The sequence below is a fragment of the Paenibacillus sp. AK121 genome, from assembly GCF_019042715.1.
Taxonomy (GTDB): Bacteria; Bacillota; Bacilli; order Paenibacillales; family Paenibacillaceae; genus Paenibacillus; species Paenibacillus polymyxa_C.
This window is the reverse complement of the sequence record NZ_JAHPJM010000010.1, coordinates 59,502-73,920: the sequence shown is the minus strand read 5'-3', so window position 1 is coordinate 73,920 and position 14,419 is coordinate 59,502. Positions and strand designations below refer to the sequence as shown.

The window sequence follows — 14,419 nt, the reverse complement described above, 5'->3', positions numbered from 1 at the left end:
CATGACTTTAAAATAAACTTAGTAGGAAGATGTAGATTGCTCGCCCTCGATGATTTTCACACCGGAACTTGCACCGATCCGACTTGCGCCAGCTTCTACTAATTTTTGCACATCCTCCAGGCTACGTACGCCACCAGAAGCTTTAACACCAATATCAGGTCCTACTGTTTTGCGCATCAAGGCTACGTCTTCCACAGTAGCTCCACCTGTAGAGAAACCCGTCGAAGTTTTCACAAAATTCGCTCCAGCTTTGACGGACAGCTCACACGCCAGTACCTTCTCTTCGTCTGTCAGCAGGCAGGTTTCGATAATCACTTTTACCAGTTTACCCGCAGCCGCTTCCACAACCGCACGGATATCCTGCTCGACGAGCTGTACATCGCGCGCCTTCAAAGCGCCTATGTTAATAACCATATCAATTTCAGTTGCACCGTTAGCAATAGCATCTTTCGTTTCAAACGCTTTCGTTGCCGATGTATTGGCTCCTAGTGGAAACCCGATAACTGTACAGATAGCCACGCCTGTGCCTGCGAGCTGTTCGGCTGCATAAGCTACCCACGCCGGATTCACACACACGGAAGCAAACTGGTATTTTTTTGCCTCAGCAGTCAGTTTTGTAATTTCATCCTTCGTCGCATCTGCACGCAACAATGTATGGTCGATTAATGCTGCAATGTTCATATCTAAAAGCTCCTTCATTTAATAAATAGTGTGAAGAAAATGAATCGTTTATTTCTCTGTGATGAGATCATCATAGCACGGCTCTGAACATATGTAAAACACATTTTGAAATTATGTTCACGCTTGTACACAGGCCGTTCACCTACAATTCATGTTACCCTGTAGGCACACGCCGTAACCATGTTTAATTGAATTGAGGCCAACATGTTCTATTGCAAAAGTGCTTGTGCCGTAAACTGGTCCGTCACCAAGATATTCGCATACTTGCCACGCAGTGATGCCCGAATGGCCTCTACTTTGCGCTGACCTCCAGCTACAAGGATGGACTTCTCCTTCTTTCGCAGCTCAGGTAAATCAATTCCAACGGTACGACTGTTGATTTCCTGACTGCATATGTTGCCCTCATCGTCAAAAAAGCGCGAGCAAATATCGCCCTTGCCGATCTTTTGCAGCAGCTTCTGCTCTTCATGGTTAAAGTATCCTAATCGGAACAGCAGCGCATCCTCCTTGACCGTACCCACCGTAAACACCGCAATGTTCGCCTGCTTGCCAAGTTGAATGATACGCTGGATATGCCGATCCTTCTCGACCATTCTCTTAACAGCTTGACTGTCGAAAATCACGGGCAGCGGCAAATACCGAGCGATGGTGTTAAAGGCTTCTGCGAACAAATTCACAGTTTCCACGGCATAAGTGTTGACATGTGAATGGCTTACGCCTCCTTTGAGCTGAACCACCTCGACTCCCTTGACCTGCTTTTGCTGGAGATGAAGCGCCACCGCATGCATGGTTGTTCCCCATGTCACTCCAATAATATCAGCATCCTGTACCGTTTCATGCAAATAATCGGCTGCTTTTTTGCTAATATGCTTCTTGATCTCCTGATATTCATTTAATGGCGAATAACAGACCAGCACGGTATCCAGCCCGTATTTCTTTTTCACCTGCTCTCCGAGCGCGTCCATATCCTCCATCGGGTCCACAATACTGATCCGCACGTATCCCTGTTCCTTGGCAGCCTGAAGTAACCGCGATACTGTAGGACGTGAACCCCCAAGTCTGACCGCGATATCCTGCTGGCTATAGTCGTTCAGATAGTATAATCTGGCTGCCTCGATACTTAATCGCTGCTTTTCATGATCCATTCTACCTCAACCCGCTTATCTTAAAATGTAGTGCCACCGGACATAGCCTTAGCCCCAACATTATATATGCAGGGAAACTCGAAGCCACGCTTTGTCCGTTCGGCTGTTATTTTGGAAGATTTAACTGCTCGTTTGTGATATTCTGTGATTAACTAAAACCATTTTACCGCATCCTCCACTTTATCGTTCCATCTGTCAAAACGCAATAGTTAACCCAATTTACCGCCAGTTCACAACTTGTGATGGACTTATCTGAATATGTAAGGAGAATTGCTATGTCTGAATTTATTGTGTGCAGTCTGGCGGACAAGAAGTTCGCGTTAAACTTTCTGGAAGTAGAAGAAGTCATGAATGCCAAAAAAGGGACGCCGCTCCCCTTTTCCGAAGCATGGCATGAAGGAATGGTGACCATTCGTGGTGATGTATTTACAATCCTTAATCTACGCAAAAAACTGCTTCTTCCCGCATCGAGCGACTCCTCCGAGGACAAAATGATTTTGCTCAGTCGTGCGAAGATTGCCCTGCTTGTCGATCAGGTAGAGGATACGGCATCTGCTGAAGACAGTCAGCTACAAAACAATGAGGAAGAATGGCAACGCGAATTGTTTCCTACTGTGATGGAGCATCGGGGTGCTCTCATTCCGCTGATCGATATGGACGCTTTTCTCGCATCCACCAAGACGAACTAAAATAAAAAACACTCCCGAACTTTGAGCCAGCTTGCACTCATCGTTCGGGAGTATTTTTCGTTATTGGAGCCCTTGCCCCTCTTTCATATGAACCAACGTGTTCAGCTGCTCCAGCAGCGTATTTCCACCAGTCAGCGATATCGTACCAATCTTCTCGCAGATTTTTTCCATGAATTCCAGCTCTTTGAGACGATAAAGGGTGGCGTTTTCGTCCATCAGCTTGGCCGTATTGAGCAGACTACGAGTGGATGCCGTCTCTTCACGTCGTGTGATGAGGTTAGCTTGCGCCTTCTTCTCTGCCAACAGCACCGTATTCAGGATATCCTTGATATCCCCCGGCAAAATAATATCCTTCACCCCTGCTGACGTAAAAGTCACTCCATATTCGTCGCTCTGTTCATTTAGTCGAGTCAAGACATATTCCGCAATTTCCTGCTTCATTTTGAGCAAATCATCCAGCTTCATTGTGCCTACATATTCACGCAACAACAGTTGAAGCGTAATGTACATTTGCTCCTCGTATGCCCGAAATTCCAATGCCCGCAGCGGGTCGATGATACGGTACTGACAGACGAAGTTAAGGCGCAGCGTGATTTTGTCCTCAGTCATGATTTCCTGTCCCATCAGGTCCATCTGCTGCTGTCGCATATCTAGTGTTTTGATCTCTGTATTCACCGTGGACAACCAAAAATAATATTTGCCTGGTTTTAGTTCACCTTGCAGCACATTATCGTAATACAAAAATCCCAATTCATGACTGGCCACCTGAAGGGCTTTCCAGAAGCCCGGTGTCTTGGACAAGAATGCTTGCCCCAAAGACTTATCAATTGCAGGCTGCCGCGTATCTGCACGAACAAAACGATGCTCCTTGAGCATGTTCCAAAATGCATATTTCCCTGCTGTCAGCAGCTCTACAAACCGATTATCCTCATAATGCAACACATATTCATGGTCCTCTACATCAATGACAGTCAATTGCTCCAGCAATAGAGGATCTGTCAAAAACAAACGAATATCGTGATCTGGTACAAAAAAAGGGTCGGATACATTTAAAATTTCAACGGCTTCCTGCTGAAATGTCTTCAATAGGTAAGTCCCTGGGTGCAGCAACTTGTGATAACTTCCTTTTTTGAACAGCAGTCCGCGCTCATCGGATTTAATCGTTATCTTCTTAAACATCATATCACTCCTAGTGTTAAAAATCCTCAACTTAAAAATGTACATTTTCCGCGTGTAGCGGCTCCACGTTCCATTTGATCTTCCGATCGCTGTTGCCCCTGAATTTTTGGATTTGATGAACCCCTTATAGGGTTAAAATTCAGGGACAAAGGCGAACGCTTCGCTTCTCCAGATTCAAACGGACCGCTCCGCTTATTCGCACGTTGAGTCAAAACATATTTTTAAAATGAGGATTTATTTTTATTTGTTGTAGCAGGGGGTGGACCCTTACAGAGCATCCCTCCGGAATGAAGGGCGGGGCCAAGCTTAAGGAAAAAGAAAGGGGCCGCCTGTTCCCGTGTTCCGGGGATGGAATTCACCAGCTCAACATCGACTGTGAATCCGTATTCCCGAAGCCTCGGGTCCTGTCAGCGCTTGCTCTCTCCGGTATCCGCTGGCCGCATAGCCGTCGCCCCGGTATCTGTCATCAAGACCAGACATGGGATGCTCTTATTGGGGTCTTTTCATTGTTTTATTCGATCATTCGAATACTCTACCAGAAGTCGCGTGGAAGGCGATTGGGAATCGAACCCTTAATGTTGGTGGATGCATCAGATTTACAGGATACCTGACCCGATCAGGGCAGGCACTGCGGGACCATTGGAAATCCTCGCCTCGGTAATATCTTCCTGCATCAGCCTTTATCATTATTACGCACCCTTGCATTCACGAACATGGCGAAAGTATTACGACCCCATAAAAAACAAAAAAAGACACGGAGGAAGCATAACTGCTTCCCTCGTGTCGTTCTCTTACCATTCACCTTATAGCTCTTTTTGACATTTTACCATGATAAATTTGAATGGAGGTTTACTTTCCATATTTTTATGTGGCTCAACAATTTCGGAAATTTCTATTAGTCCATATTTTCCGAATTCTTGTTTTATTGAGTCAGAATCATAAAAAAACATTTTCACCCCTTCCATGATCTCGAAATAGTCTTTATCTAGCTGTTTTCCCTTTCCATACATTGGAGCTTCTTTGGAAATCGTAGTAAAAATCATATATCCGTTTGGCTTTAGTTGATGATAGCAATCTCTAATAAACTTATCTCTCTCACGCTTATTCAACAAATGAATAAGTGCATAACAAAATATACCGTCATAAAGCTTGTTATCAAAAGGCATATCCGTTACGGAGCCATGAAAAATACTAATATTAAGCTCTTTTTGTCTCGCCAAATCAATCGCTGTTTTTGAAATCTCAATACCTGTTACATCTATTCCGTTATCAACAAAAACCTTGGCATTTCTACCATATCCAATACCAGGTATCAATATATCCTTAACGTTGTTTGCAAGAAAAAAGTCCTTTGTCAGGATTGCTGAGTCTGAAGGTTCAAAGCCCCACATCATTTGATTTTCTATAAAACTGGATTCCCAAAACTCTGTCATACCTTTATCTCCTCTATATTTATATCATCCAAAATTTTATTTATTCAGGAGCAAGCCCGGGCTGGGAGGTGTTCAACGCGTCGGTAGCAGAAATCTCGGAAACTCCTGTTGTTGTAGTTGCAGTCTGGTGGGTATAACTGAATGAAGGAGTCTCATATTGCAATCCCGCCTTTTCATAGGTGAACCAATAGCTGACGGCCTTCCCGATGGAGAGGTCTGTAACCCGCTGTTCCCAAACACCAGCGTTGTTGGTCATCCGGTAATTGAGCTGTTGTCCACCTGATAAAGTATAATGCACGTCAACATAGGCGGAGGCTGTTTTGGGAGTAAATTGAAGCAGTGCTTCATGATCGCTGACAAAGCGGGACCGTACAGTGTAATCCTCCGTTTCTCCGCCTCCCTCATTGCCGCCAGATGCTGGCTCTGTAGTTACCGAAACAGCTTGACTGGCTGCAGATAAGTTACCGGCTGCGTCCTGAGCCTTAACGGTAAAGCTGTAAGTAGTAGCTGCAACCAGTCCTGTAATTGAAGCGGAAGTACCGTTTATTTTTGCCGCCTGAGCCCCGTCCTTATACACGATATACCCCGTAACGCCAACATTGTCTGTGGCTGCCTCCCACTCCAGAGTGACCGCCGAAGCCGTTTTGGTCGTAGCTCGCACATTTACCGGGCTTGATGGAGCTTCTGTATCAGGTTGCGGATTGCCGCCGCCGTTTCCATTTCCGGTATTAAAGCTGTTCGGCTGCACGGTAATGCTGTGTCCATCTGAGAAGGTTACTGTTTTGACCTGGTCTGTAAAGTTGTAGGCCACATAGGTTTTTACACCGTTCTTATGAAATACGGCAGAAATAGGTGAATTGGCGGTGACGCTGCGGTCGATGTTGCCTACAGCATCCAAATTATAGATCCAGTGGTAGGCATTCGCCTTGGAATTCCCAGCTTCCGGTGTCATCGTCGCTACGCGTGCACTGAATTTGGCCTTGGCATCGGACGGGTCCGAAATCGCCCTGTACATATACACAATATCTTCCCACGGACTGAAATTCCCTCCGCTTTTTTGCAGCAGATTGCTAAAATTTTTAGCCGCATATTCCGGATATTGTGTCAGGTACAAGGAAGCCGAGGTAATCGGCAGCCAGTTGATACCGTGCACCTCTGCGGGGTTATTGGTCCACCATGTTGCATTCCCCACCGTTTTACCACCCCAGATCATACTTGCCGTCGCGCTTTGCATCCCTGAAGGGGTGTTTGTGCCTTGTACATCAAACCAATATTCGTTAATCGCATTCATTTCCGTTGTATATAGATAGATGCCCAGATCACGAGTTTGGGTATTTCCCGTCGCCTCGCCCCATAAAATCAAACCGGCCCAAGCATTCATCGCTTCCGAGGAGGATTCATTATTGTTGCCGTCGCCAAATTTAGCATGACCGGAAGCCCAGGTGTGACCAGCATAGGGATCAAAATTACGTAAATACGGAAATTTCGAATCAGATCTGTCGGTATTGGCAATGTCGCGAATGAGCAGCTGCACCATCTGTCCCCATTGTGAATTGGATGCCCAACTCTTATCCACCCGTGCAATTTCGGCCGCAGCCTTAATAAAGTATCCATAATGGAAATGATGGTCATTTAATTCTACTGCACTGCCAAAGCTGTCGGGATAACCGATTAATGTTCCCCAATTGCTGTTGTACACAAATAGATTCGAGCTTTTCAGCTTTCCTGAGCTGTCACTAGCCTTAAACCAATCCTGCAGCCGACTTTTGATCTCATTGCGGAACTGGGTCGCTGCTGCGGTATTGCCAACCTGGTCGGCAATTGGCGCCAGCGCTGCCAGCTTGCCCAAACGTTTTCCAGTCCAGTACGTGTCACTGTCTCCAGAGTAGACTTCCGCTTTCGCCTCGTCTATATAGCTGTTCAACTTATTTTTATCATAAGATCCCAAATCGGGCAAAGAAGGGAGTACACCTGTAAATTTCATCTTTGTTTGAAAAGAAGCACCTTCCGCCGTTTTCATCTGGCCGCGTACAGAATTGTACGTGTAACCCAGCAGGGACTGTGATGAGTTTTTCCACTGATGTGGATATAAGGCAAAAATAGTGCCCGCTTGTGTACCTTGCTTCGCAGTTGTTGTAACGGTAAAGGTGGTCGTTACCTCGGAAGAGGCTTCGTTGTAGCTGTACTCTGCTTTGGAGTTTGTAACAAAAGAATAGGCGTATTGCTGAAATTTGTCCAAGGTCGCTGTTGTATTGTCAGGCAAAGCCGCCACTGTAAAATAGCTTTTCCCGTTTAATTGATTAATCAGAGTACTCGATCCAAGGCCAGACCAGGTACTGCCGGAAGGACCAAACAGACCATAGTGTGAGCCATTGATTGTAATGCCAAGCACTGGGGAGGTAGCTGAGCCGGACCAGACCTCTGGCACCTCATTGAACGAGAGCTTCGGATTGCCGCCGCCAAATTCAAAAAAAACATAGGGAGAGCCATGTCCATAGGTAGCGCTCATTTTGTTGCTGCCGCTTTGAAATAAGGATTTAACAAACCAATCACTGAAACCATCCACCTTGGCATCTGGGAATGAAGCGCTTACAGAATGACCGATGGTAAAATCGTTCACATTATCCATCCAGCCTGCGATGTATCCCGGATTGACCGTAATTTTACCGCTTGGGTTAAAGATGCGCAGACCGTTTTGTTGATTTTTCAAGGCAAGTGGATGCGGATATTGAGCCTCGGAGTAGGGCACCCAGGCCAAGCTGCTCCACCAGTCGTTGGTAGGCATTGGGCTGGTTACATTCGCTGTCTTATAAATTTCGTTTTGCGGTGTAGCTGCTCCGGCAGGTAATGTGGTTAAATATGAGCCTGTGCCTTGTGTGACCTCACCCGAAAAGGCTTTAGTAGAAACCGGTGCAGCTAAAAACATCAGACTGGCACTTAACAAGCATAATATCATTTTCTTCACAACCAACATCCTCCTTTAAATTCTCTTATCCCTTTCCCTGCAAGCCTTTCCCCTTTTCTTCCAAGCTGAATTCAACTTCATTGTGCTTGATCACTATTTCCAGGTCAATCCTTTCATTTCTAAATTTTAACTAAATGAGGCGAAAGTATCTAAAAATACATAAGAAAACAGGACGAAAACCCCAAGTATTGTGTAATTATGTTATCTGGTTTCACCCCATAAGACATTCACCTTATGAGTTATTCACCCCATTAATCATTCATCCTACTAATCGTTTAATATATAAAAAAAGAACCCTCCAGGCCTTTTAGCCCTTCAGATTCGATTCTCAGTCTTTTGAATTTCTAAGTTTTTGAGTTTTTGAGTTTTTGAGTTTTTGAGTTTTTGAGTTTTTGAGTTTTTGAGTTTTTGTTTCTTATGCTCATTCCCCATGCTCCACACACCATTTCGAAAAATGAGTGACTTTGCGGTGGGCAGCAGCGGAGCGGAGGGATTGAATCTGGAGAAGCGGTAGCGATCGGAAGATCAACCCCTTCGCGGAGCCTTCTTCCCCCTCAATTGACTCATTTTCCTCGCTCAAAATACCCTTCTATTTTCCAGTCCACGCCAACCTGCGTCACGCTCAAGTCCTGCAATGCCACCGCGTCGCTCATCGCAGACACGCCCTCTCCCCCGAGAAAACCCGGGGCGGAGCTCCCTCCAACCAGCTTCGGCGCTATATACAACACCAGCTTGTCTGCCAATCCTTGCTGCACGAACGAAGCGTTCACCTCGGCCCCGCCTTCTACGAATACCGATGAGACCTCCGCCGCCCCCAGAATGTCCAGCATTTGCGGTAGGTTGACCCGATCACTATATTCATCCTGTGTCGGATATACCTTCACACCAAGCTGTTCCAGCTGGCTTCGCTTGCCTTTATCGTAAGTCCGCCCTGTGAATATCCAGGTAGGCGCCTCTCCATCTGTAATAACACGAGCATCCAATGGAATACGAAGCTTACTATCCAGAATGATACGAATCGGATTCCGTCCTTCTGGTAGACGAGTCGTAAGCTGAGGATTATCATGAATCACGGTCTGTACACCGACCAGGATGCCTACATGCTCGTGACGAAGACGATGCACATCCTCCCGTGCAGCCTCAGATGTGATCCACTTGCTTTCAGAGGTTCGCGTTGCAATTTTACCGTCCAGCGTTACTGCCGATTTGATCGTAATAAAAGGACGCTTGTTCACGATATATTGATTGAACACTTCATTCATACGGATGGATTCCTGCTCACATACTCCGACAATGACCTCAATGCCTGCATCTTTCAAAATCTGTACCCCTCTGCCGGAAACCAGCGGGTTCGGGTCCAGTGCTGCAATCACCACCCGACGAATGCCAGCCTTCACAATCGCTTCCGCGCACGGGCCTGTCCGGCCGTGATGGGAACATGGCTCCAGCGTTACATAGATCGTCGCTCCCTGAGCATGTTCCCCTGCCATACGCAATGCATGAACCTCGGCATGGGGCTCGCCAGGCTTCAAATGAGCGCCGATCCCAACGATACGGCCATTATTGACAATGACTGATCCAACGAGCGGATTCGGCTCTGTTTGCCCTTTGGCACTTCTGGCATTTTCCAGTGCCAGACGCATATATTTTTCGTGAGTGTTCATAGAACCTCCCTGAGATCGGAATCCCGCAAATGGCCGGATCGTTCTACTTTTGTATTCAAATACCGTTCATTATATTGCGACACATCGCCCCAGAGCGGCATACGCCCCGCCACATTCATACCTGACTTCTTCAAGGCATCCAGCTTTTTAGGGTTATTTGTAATCAGAGTTACTGGTTTTTGTCTCAAGTGCTGAAGCACACTAATGGCATCCGCATAATTGCGTGTATCATCTTCAAAACCCAACTGATGGTTGGCTTCGACGGTATCCATGCCTTCTTCTTGCAGAATATAAGCCATGGCTTTACTAAACAAACCGATCCCGCGACCTTCATGATTTGCTAGATAGAACAATGCACCTGTTCCATGTTCCACAATCATTTTCATCGACTGGTGGAGTTGAAATCCGCAGTCACAGCGCTTGCTACCAAAAATATCTCCAGTATGGCAAATACTATGCATGCGAACTAATGCATTTTCTGACTGCTCGAGATCACCGTACACCAATACACTTGATTGTTGTCCCTCCGCCAAATTCAGTGTGGACAATCGCTTCACAATCGTCTCAGCATTGGCATTCAGTAAGTCCTGACGATCTTCCTCATCCCGTACAGGCAACCAGCAATACCATTGAAAAACAATCGTTTCCCCTTCCAAATTAACTGGCAGCTTGATCGGTCCTACCAAAATCGTCGAAGATTGCTTTCCACGAATAGTTTGAATTTTATCGTTAAGTAGCGTAGCTACATCTTTTTGATTCATCTTTCTGCACCATCCTTTATATAAACTTTATATATGAAATGTCCTGTATTTCTCAGGCTAATCGTTGTTGTCAGGGTGTTATATCATTGAACTATGTGTAAAAAATGTTCATGAAACGTGGATTCCATGGTCAGTTGACGCTCCTGAAGCTCGGTGACAGCCTGTCGTCGTCCGTCTTCGAAAACCTTTAGGTCTTCTGCGGTATATATCTGCTGGCGTAAACGAAGAAGCTCACTGGTCAGCACATCGGCATCCTTCAAAGCAGCGTTCAAGCCAAAAGCTCCCGTGGGTGTCATGGTATGCGCCGCATCTCCAATCAGGACCAGTCCGTTCTGTGCCCATGTGTCACTGCGGCTGCTGAAAATATCCAACGGTACGAAGTCCTTCCATGAACGAATGTGATCATGAACACTATGCTTCAAATCCGGAAAAGCCTCCGTAAACAGCTGTATAAATGGTTCAAAAGATTGCTTAAACAGGGTGGAAAAGCTCCCCTCCTCCACATTCCAGCCAATTTGAATATAACCCTCAGCCTGTGAAAATAAAGCCAACTGGCCTCCGTTGACCAGTGCCAGACGAGTGACGGGCTCCCACCCGGCAGGTGCCGCGATTTTAGCCCATAGCAGATCATAGCCGTGGCGAATGTTCGTCACAGGCATCTCCGCCAGCTTGCGTACAGTCGAATATCGTCCGTCTGCTCCCACAATCAAAGAACTGTGAATCGTAATCTCATGACCGTTCTTATCGCGGGCGGTCAAGCCCGTGTATCCCTGCTCGCTGTCACCTTCCAATGCAGTCACAGTTGTACCTGCCAGGTAACGGAAGGACTCGTAGGTGGACGCCTGCTTGAGCAGCGCCTCCAAAAATCGAGGTTGTGGAATATGCACTCCCACATTACCATGGATTGAAGTTGGCTCGACCGTTTTGATCTGCTGCTGATGCTGCCAATATTCGATTCTTGTGGAGGCGAGAATATGATCCTCATGAATTTGTTCGAGCAGCTTATGCTTTTGGATCACTTCCTGACCCTCATCGTTTAAAATTTCACCGCGGAAAGCCTTTCCGGGCACGCTCTGCCGCTCAATCAATATCGTCGAAACACCCTGCTCCGCCAGTAGACAGGATAACAAAGTCCCTGCGGGGCCTCCTCCAACTACGCACACTTCACATTCCAGCTTCATCCGACTTCCCCCTGCGCCCAAACCATAACCTCAACGATTAGTTCGTATCTGTTCATTTAATTACGTCATTAATAATATCAAATTATGTTCAAATTTTAAGTATTAATATCTTAAGCTCCGTAGCAAAGCTAACAAGTTACTTTATGTAACAAAGTATATTTATATCATACCATTTCGTCAAGTAATAAATTTATGTAAAGTAAAATCATTTACTTTTAACAGTGAATCGTTAATAATAGAAGCATGAGGTGATCACATGAACATTCCGCAGATGTGCCCACGGTTTGAAAAGGCTATGGAGCTACTGAGCAAGCGTTGGACGGTGTTGATCGTATTTCAACTAACGAATGGTCCGCAACGTTTCGTCGCTATTGAGAATTCAATTCCTAATTTAAGTGGAAAGGTCCTTTCGGACCGTTTGAAAGAGCTGGAGGAGGAAGGAATCATACAACGTATGGTTTATCCTGAGAAGCCTGTACGGATTGAATACTCCCTTACGGATAAGGGTCGCGATTTAGCTCCTTTATTTGACCATATCGGTACTTGGGCTACACGCTGGATTGAGGTTCTACCAGCACTTGAACAGCAATGATCCATATGGGCACTACTATTTTTCCTAGACTAACATGATAAAAAGACACTGACTGCTAACATGCCAAAGAACGCCTTTGCTCTAGGTACAATTCGTACTTATCGTGCAAGGCGTTCTAATTTTCATATGACGGAGCGTTAAAGGTCCTTCTTAGATCGCATTCAGAATTTAAACGTTTCCCTCACTGCTGCGTTGCATTTCCTCACGGATCGATTGCACCCGTTTTTTCCCCCACTCATACATCATTTCCACAATCGGTAAAATCGTCATCCCCAGCGCAGTCATCGAATACTCCACCTTTGGGGGCACTTCGGGATACACTTCCCGGTGCACAATACCGTCCTCCATCAACTCCCGCAGTTGGTTGGTCAGCACTTTATGCGACAGCTTCGGAAACAACCTTTGCAGGTCACTGAACCGGTGCGGCCCTTCCACACCCAGATGCCATAAAATAACGACCTTCCATTTACCGCTTAGCACAGATAGCGTTAGTTCCTTTTCGCAGTTGTAGTCTCCGTTTACAATTTTCTCCCGTATTTCGTCTCTCAGCGTATCAGACATATATCAATTAACTCCTTCTAAATCATCATGATCTTGCACATTAATAGTAACCTGCAGGTAACCTCCGTACTTGAAAGTGCATTCTTCACAGCCTGACGAAGCCACCCTACAATAGTAGATAACGTTACACATTCAAGGAGGAATAGAGTATGAGTAAAAAGGCTCTTTTTATTATACCCCCAGAGCGCTTTAATGAGGATGAATTATTCAAACCCAAAGAAGCGCTGGAACAAGCAGGCGTTACCGTGACACTAGCCAGTACAAAAACAGGCGAAATTATTGGTGACTACAATGGTAAAGCGACGGCTGATCTTGTTTTTACAGACGCTGTGCTGGCTGACTATGATCTGGTATCTGTAATCGGCGGATCAGGAACGAATGATCATCTGTGGAATAATGCAGATCTCCAAGCTCTGCTGAAACAAACTCATGAGCAAAAGACTTTAGTGGCTGGCATCTGTGCAGGCTCTGTAGCCGTGGCTCAAACCGGACTGCTCTCTGGCAGAACAGCTACATGCTATCCAGTGGATGTACAAAAGGACCAGCTCCAAGCGCATCAAGCCGAATATGTCGCTCAGCATGTCGTTGCGCATAGCGACATTATTACAGCCGACGGTCCAGATGGTGCACAGGAGTTTGGTAGAGCCCTCGTTCAAGCTCTGCAATAAGCACATTCTCGAAGTACAGATGGCACTTTAAACAGCACTCCAACAAGCCGCATCACGTCCTTTCTATTGTATGGGACCTGATGTGGCTTCTTTGTGTCATTTTCATGCTTAAGTGATTAATTTAATTGTATGGTCCTGGATTTCCGTGTTAGCTTTAAAGAATCGACGTTTAGCATAGGAGGCTTATATGCCGTGTTTATGAAAGGCAAAATCCATTTACATCAGGTAACGTCCGAATCGTTACGACTGGGCGCCTTACTATCATTAGTAGGGGGCTTTTTGGACACATATACCTTTGTTGGAAGAGGCGGTGTTTTCGCCAACGCACAGACAGGAAATATCGTGCTACTGGCTGTCAAAGTCATTCAGGGGCACTGGATTCAGGCGTTATCCTATATCCCGCCCCTGATCGCCTTTTCACTGGGCGTTTTTGTTGCTGAAGGGATTAAACGAAAATCAATCCACCGTCTAACTCCAGACTGGACCCGCGCTATTCTTTTACTGGAAATAGCAATTTTTTTCATCGTGGGACTGATTCCGCAAGGAGTTCCCAATACGGTAGTGGTGGTGATCGTCTCGTTCGTCGCTTCCGTACAAATGACTTCCTTCCGCAAGCTCATTGATGTGCCGTACACCTCCACGGTCAGTACCGGTAATCTCCGATCAGCTACAGAGGCTATGTATATCGCCATAACGACCAAGGATACGAACGCTGCCATTCGAGCGATGCGCTATGGTGTCATCCTGGCCGCCTTCTTGCTAGGAGCTTTGCTGGGGGGATTTCTGACTTTGACGATTGGGGATAAAGCCATTTGGGGCGCTGTTGTTGCACTTATTTTTTCTTTCATTTTATTTACAGAAGAGGAAAAGTGGAAGCTGCCGCTTCGTCACTAATCCTCC

13 protein-coding genes are annotated in these 14,419 nt (G+C 46.1%); 4 read left to right on the top strand and 9 right to left on the bottom strand.

Going from position 1 to position 14,419, the window contains the following annotated elements:
- Positions 1-18: 18 nt before the first annotated feature.
- Positions 19-681, bottom strand: coding sequence for a deoxyribose-phosphate aldolase (gene deoC / locus KSP24_RS17630; protein WP_216976069.1), 663 nt, complete (start codon positions 679-681; stop codon positions 19-21).
- Between the two features lie 209 nt (positions 682-890).
- On the bottom strand, positions 891-1,826 hold the full coding sequence (locus KSP24_RS17625; RefSeq protein ID WP_216976067.1) for a DNA-binding transcriptional repressor DeoR: 936 nt from the start codon (positions 1,824-1,826) through the stop codon (positions 891-893).
- Positions 1,827-2,101: 275 nt separating this feature from the next.
- Here KSP24_RS17625 and KSP24_RS17620 point away from each other — a divergent pair, with 275 nt between their 5' ends.
- A complete protein-coding gene (locus KSP24_RS17620; RefSeq protein ID WP_216976065.1) occupies positions 2,102-2,515 on the top strand; it encodes a chemotaxis protein CheW in 414 nt (137 codons plus the stop codon).
- Between the two features lie 60 nt (positions 2,516-2,575).
- Here KSP24_RS17620 and KSP24_RS17615 read toward each other — a convergent pair whose 3' ends face one another.
- The 6 genes from KSP24_RS17615 to KSP24_RS17590 form a co-directional block, all read right to left on the bottom strand.
- The gene (locus KSP24_RS17615; protein ID WP_216976063.1) at positions 2,576-3,694 is read right to left on the bottom strand and encodes a slipin family protein; all 1,119 of its coding nucleotides are present in this window, start codon (positions 3,692-3,694) and stop codon (positions 2,576-2,578) included.
- 803 nt (positions 3,695-4,497) lie between these two features.
- A complete protein-coding gene (locus KSP24_RS17610) occupies positions 4,498-5,127 on the bottom strand; it encodes a class I SAM-dependent methyltransferase (RefSeq protein ID WP_216976061.1) in 630 nt (209 codons plus the stop codon).
- Positions 5,128-5,167: 40 nt separating this feature from the next.
- Positions 5,168-8,092, bottom strand: coding sequence for a glycosyl hydrolase (locus KSP24_RS17605; RefSeq protein WP_216976059.1), 2,925 nt, complete (start codon positions 8,090-8,092; stop codon positions 5,168-5,170).
- Between the two features lie 563 nt (positions 8,093-8,655).
- Positions 8,656-9,756 carry a bifunctional diaminohydroxyphosphoribosylaminopyrimidine deaminase/5-amino-6-(5-phosphoribosylamino)uracil reductase RibD gene (gene ribD, locus KSP24_RS17600; RefSeq protein WP_216976057.1) on the bottom strand — a complete coding sequence of 367 codons (1,101 nt, stop codon included), beginning with the start codon at positions 9,754-9,756 and terminating at the stop codon, positions 8,656-8,658.
- Entirely contained in the window at positions 9,753-10,517 is a 765-nt protein-coding gene (locus KSP24_RS17595; RefSeq protein WP_040102821.1) for a GTP cyclohydrolase II, read from the bottom strand. The genes ribD and KSP24_RS17595 overlap by 4 nt, the downstream gene beginning before the upstream one ends.
- An 83-nt stretch (positions 10,518-10,600) precedes the next feature.
- Complete coding sequence (locus tag KSP24_RS17590; RefSeq protein ID WP_216976055.1) at positions 10,601-11,698, bottom strand: FAD-dependent monooxygenase; 1,098 nt, start codon at positions 11,696-11,698, stop codon at positions 10,601-10,603.
- 256 nt (positions 11,699-11,954) lie between these two features.
- Here KSP24_RS17590 and KSP24_RS17585 point away from each other — a divergent pair, with 256 nt between their 5' ends.
- Entirely contained in the window at positions 11,955-12,290 is a 336-nt protein-coding gene (locus KSP24_RS17585) for a winged helix-turn-helix transcriptional regulator (RefSeq protein WP_013312049.1), read from the top strand.
- A 168-nt stretch (positions 12,291-12,458) separates the two neighbouring features.
- Here the strand turns inward: KSP24_RS17585 and KSP24_RS17580 are convergent, their stop codons facing one another.
- Positions 12,459-12,851: a winged helix-turn-helix transcriptional regulator gene (locus KSP24_RS17580; protein WP_013373187.1), complete on the bottom strand. Its 393-nt coding sequence runs from the start codon at positions 12,849-12,851 to the stop codon at positions 12,459-12,461.
- A 149-nt stretch (positions 12,852-13,000) separates the two neighbouring features.
- Here KSP24_RS17580 and KSP24_RS17575 point away from each other — a divergent pair, with 149 nt between their 5' ends.
- The gene (locus KSP24_RS17575) at positions 13,001-13,519 is read left to right on the top strand and encodes a DJ-1/PfpI family protein (protein WP_064963611.1); all 519 of its coding nucleotides are present in this window, start codon (positions 13,001-13,003) and stop codon (positions 13,517-13,519) included.
- A gap of 192 nt (positions 13,520-13,711) precedes the next feature.
- Positions 13,712-14,413, top strand: a complete 702-nt coding sequence (locus KSP24_RS17570; protein WP_064963612.1) for a YoaK family protein — start codon at positions 13,712-13,714, stop codon at positions 14,411-14,413.
- Positions 14,414-14,419 lie beyond the last annotated feature (6 nt).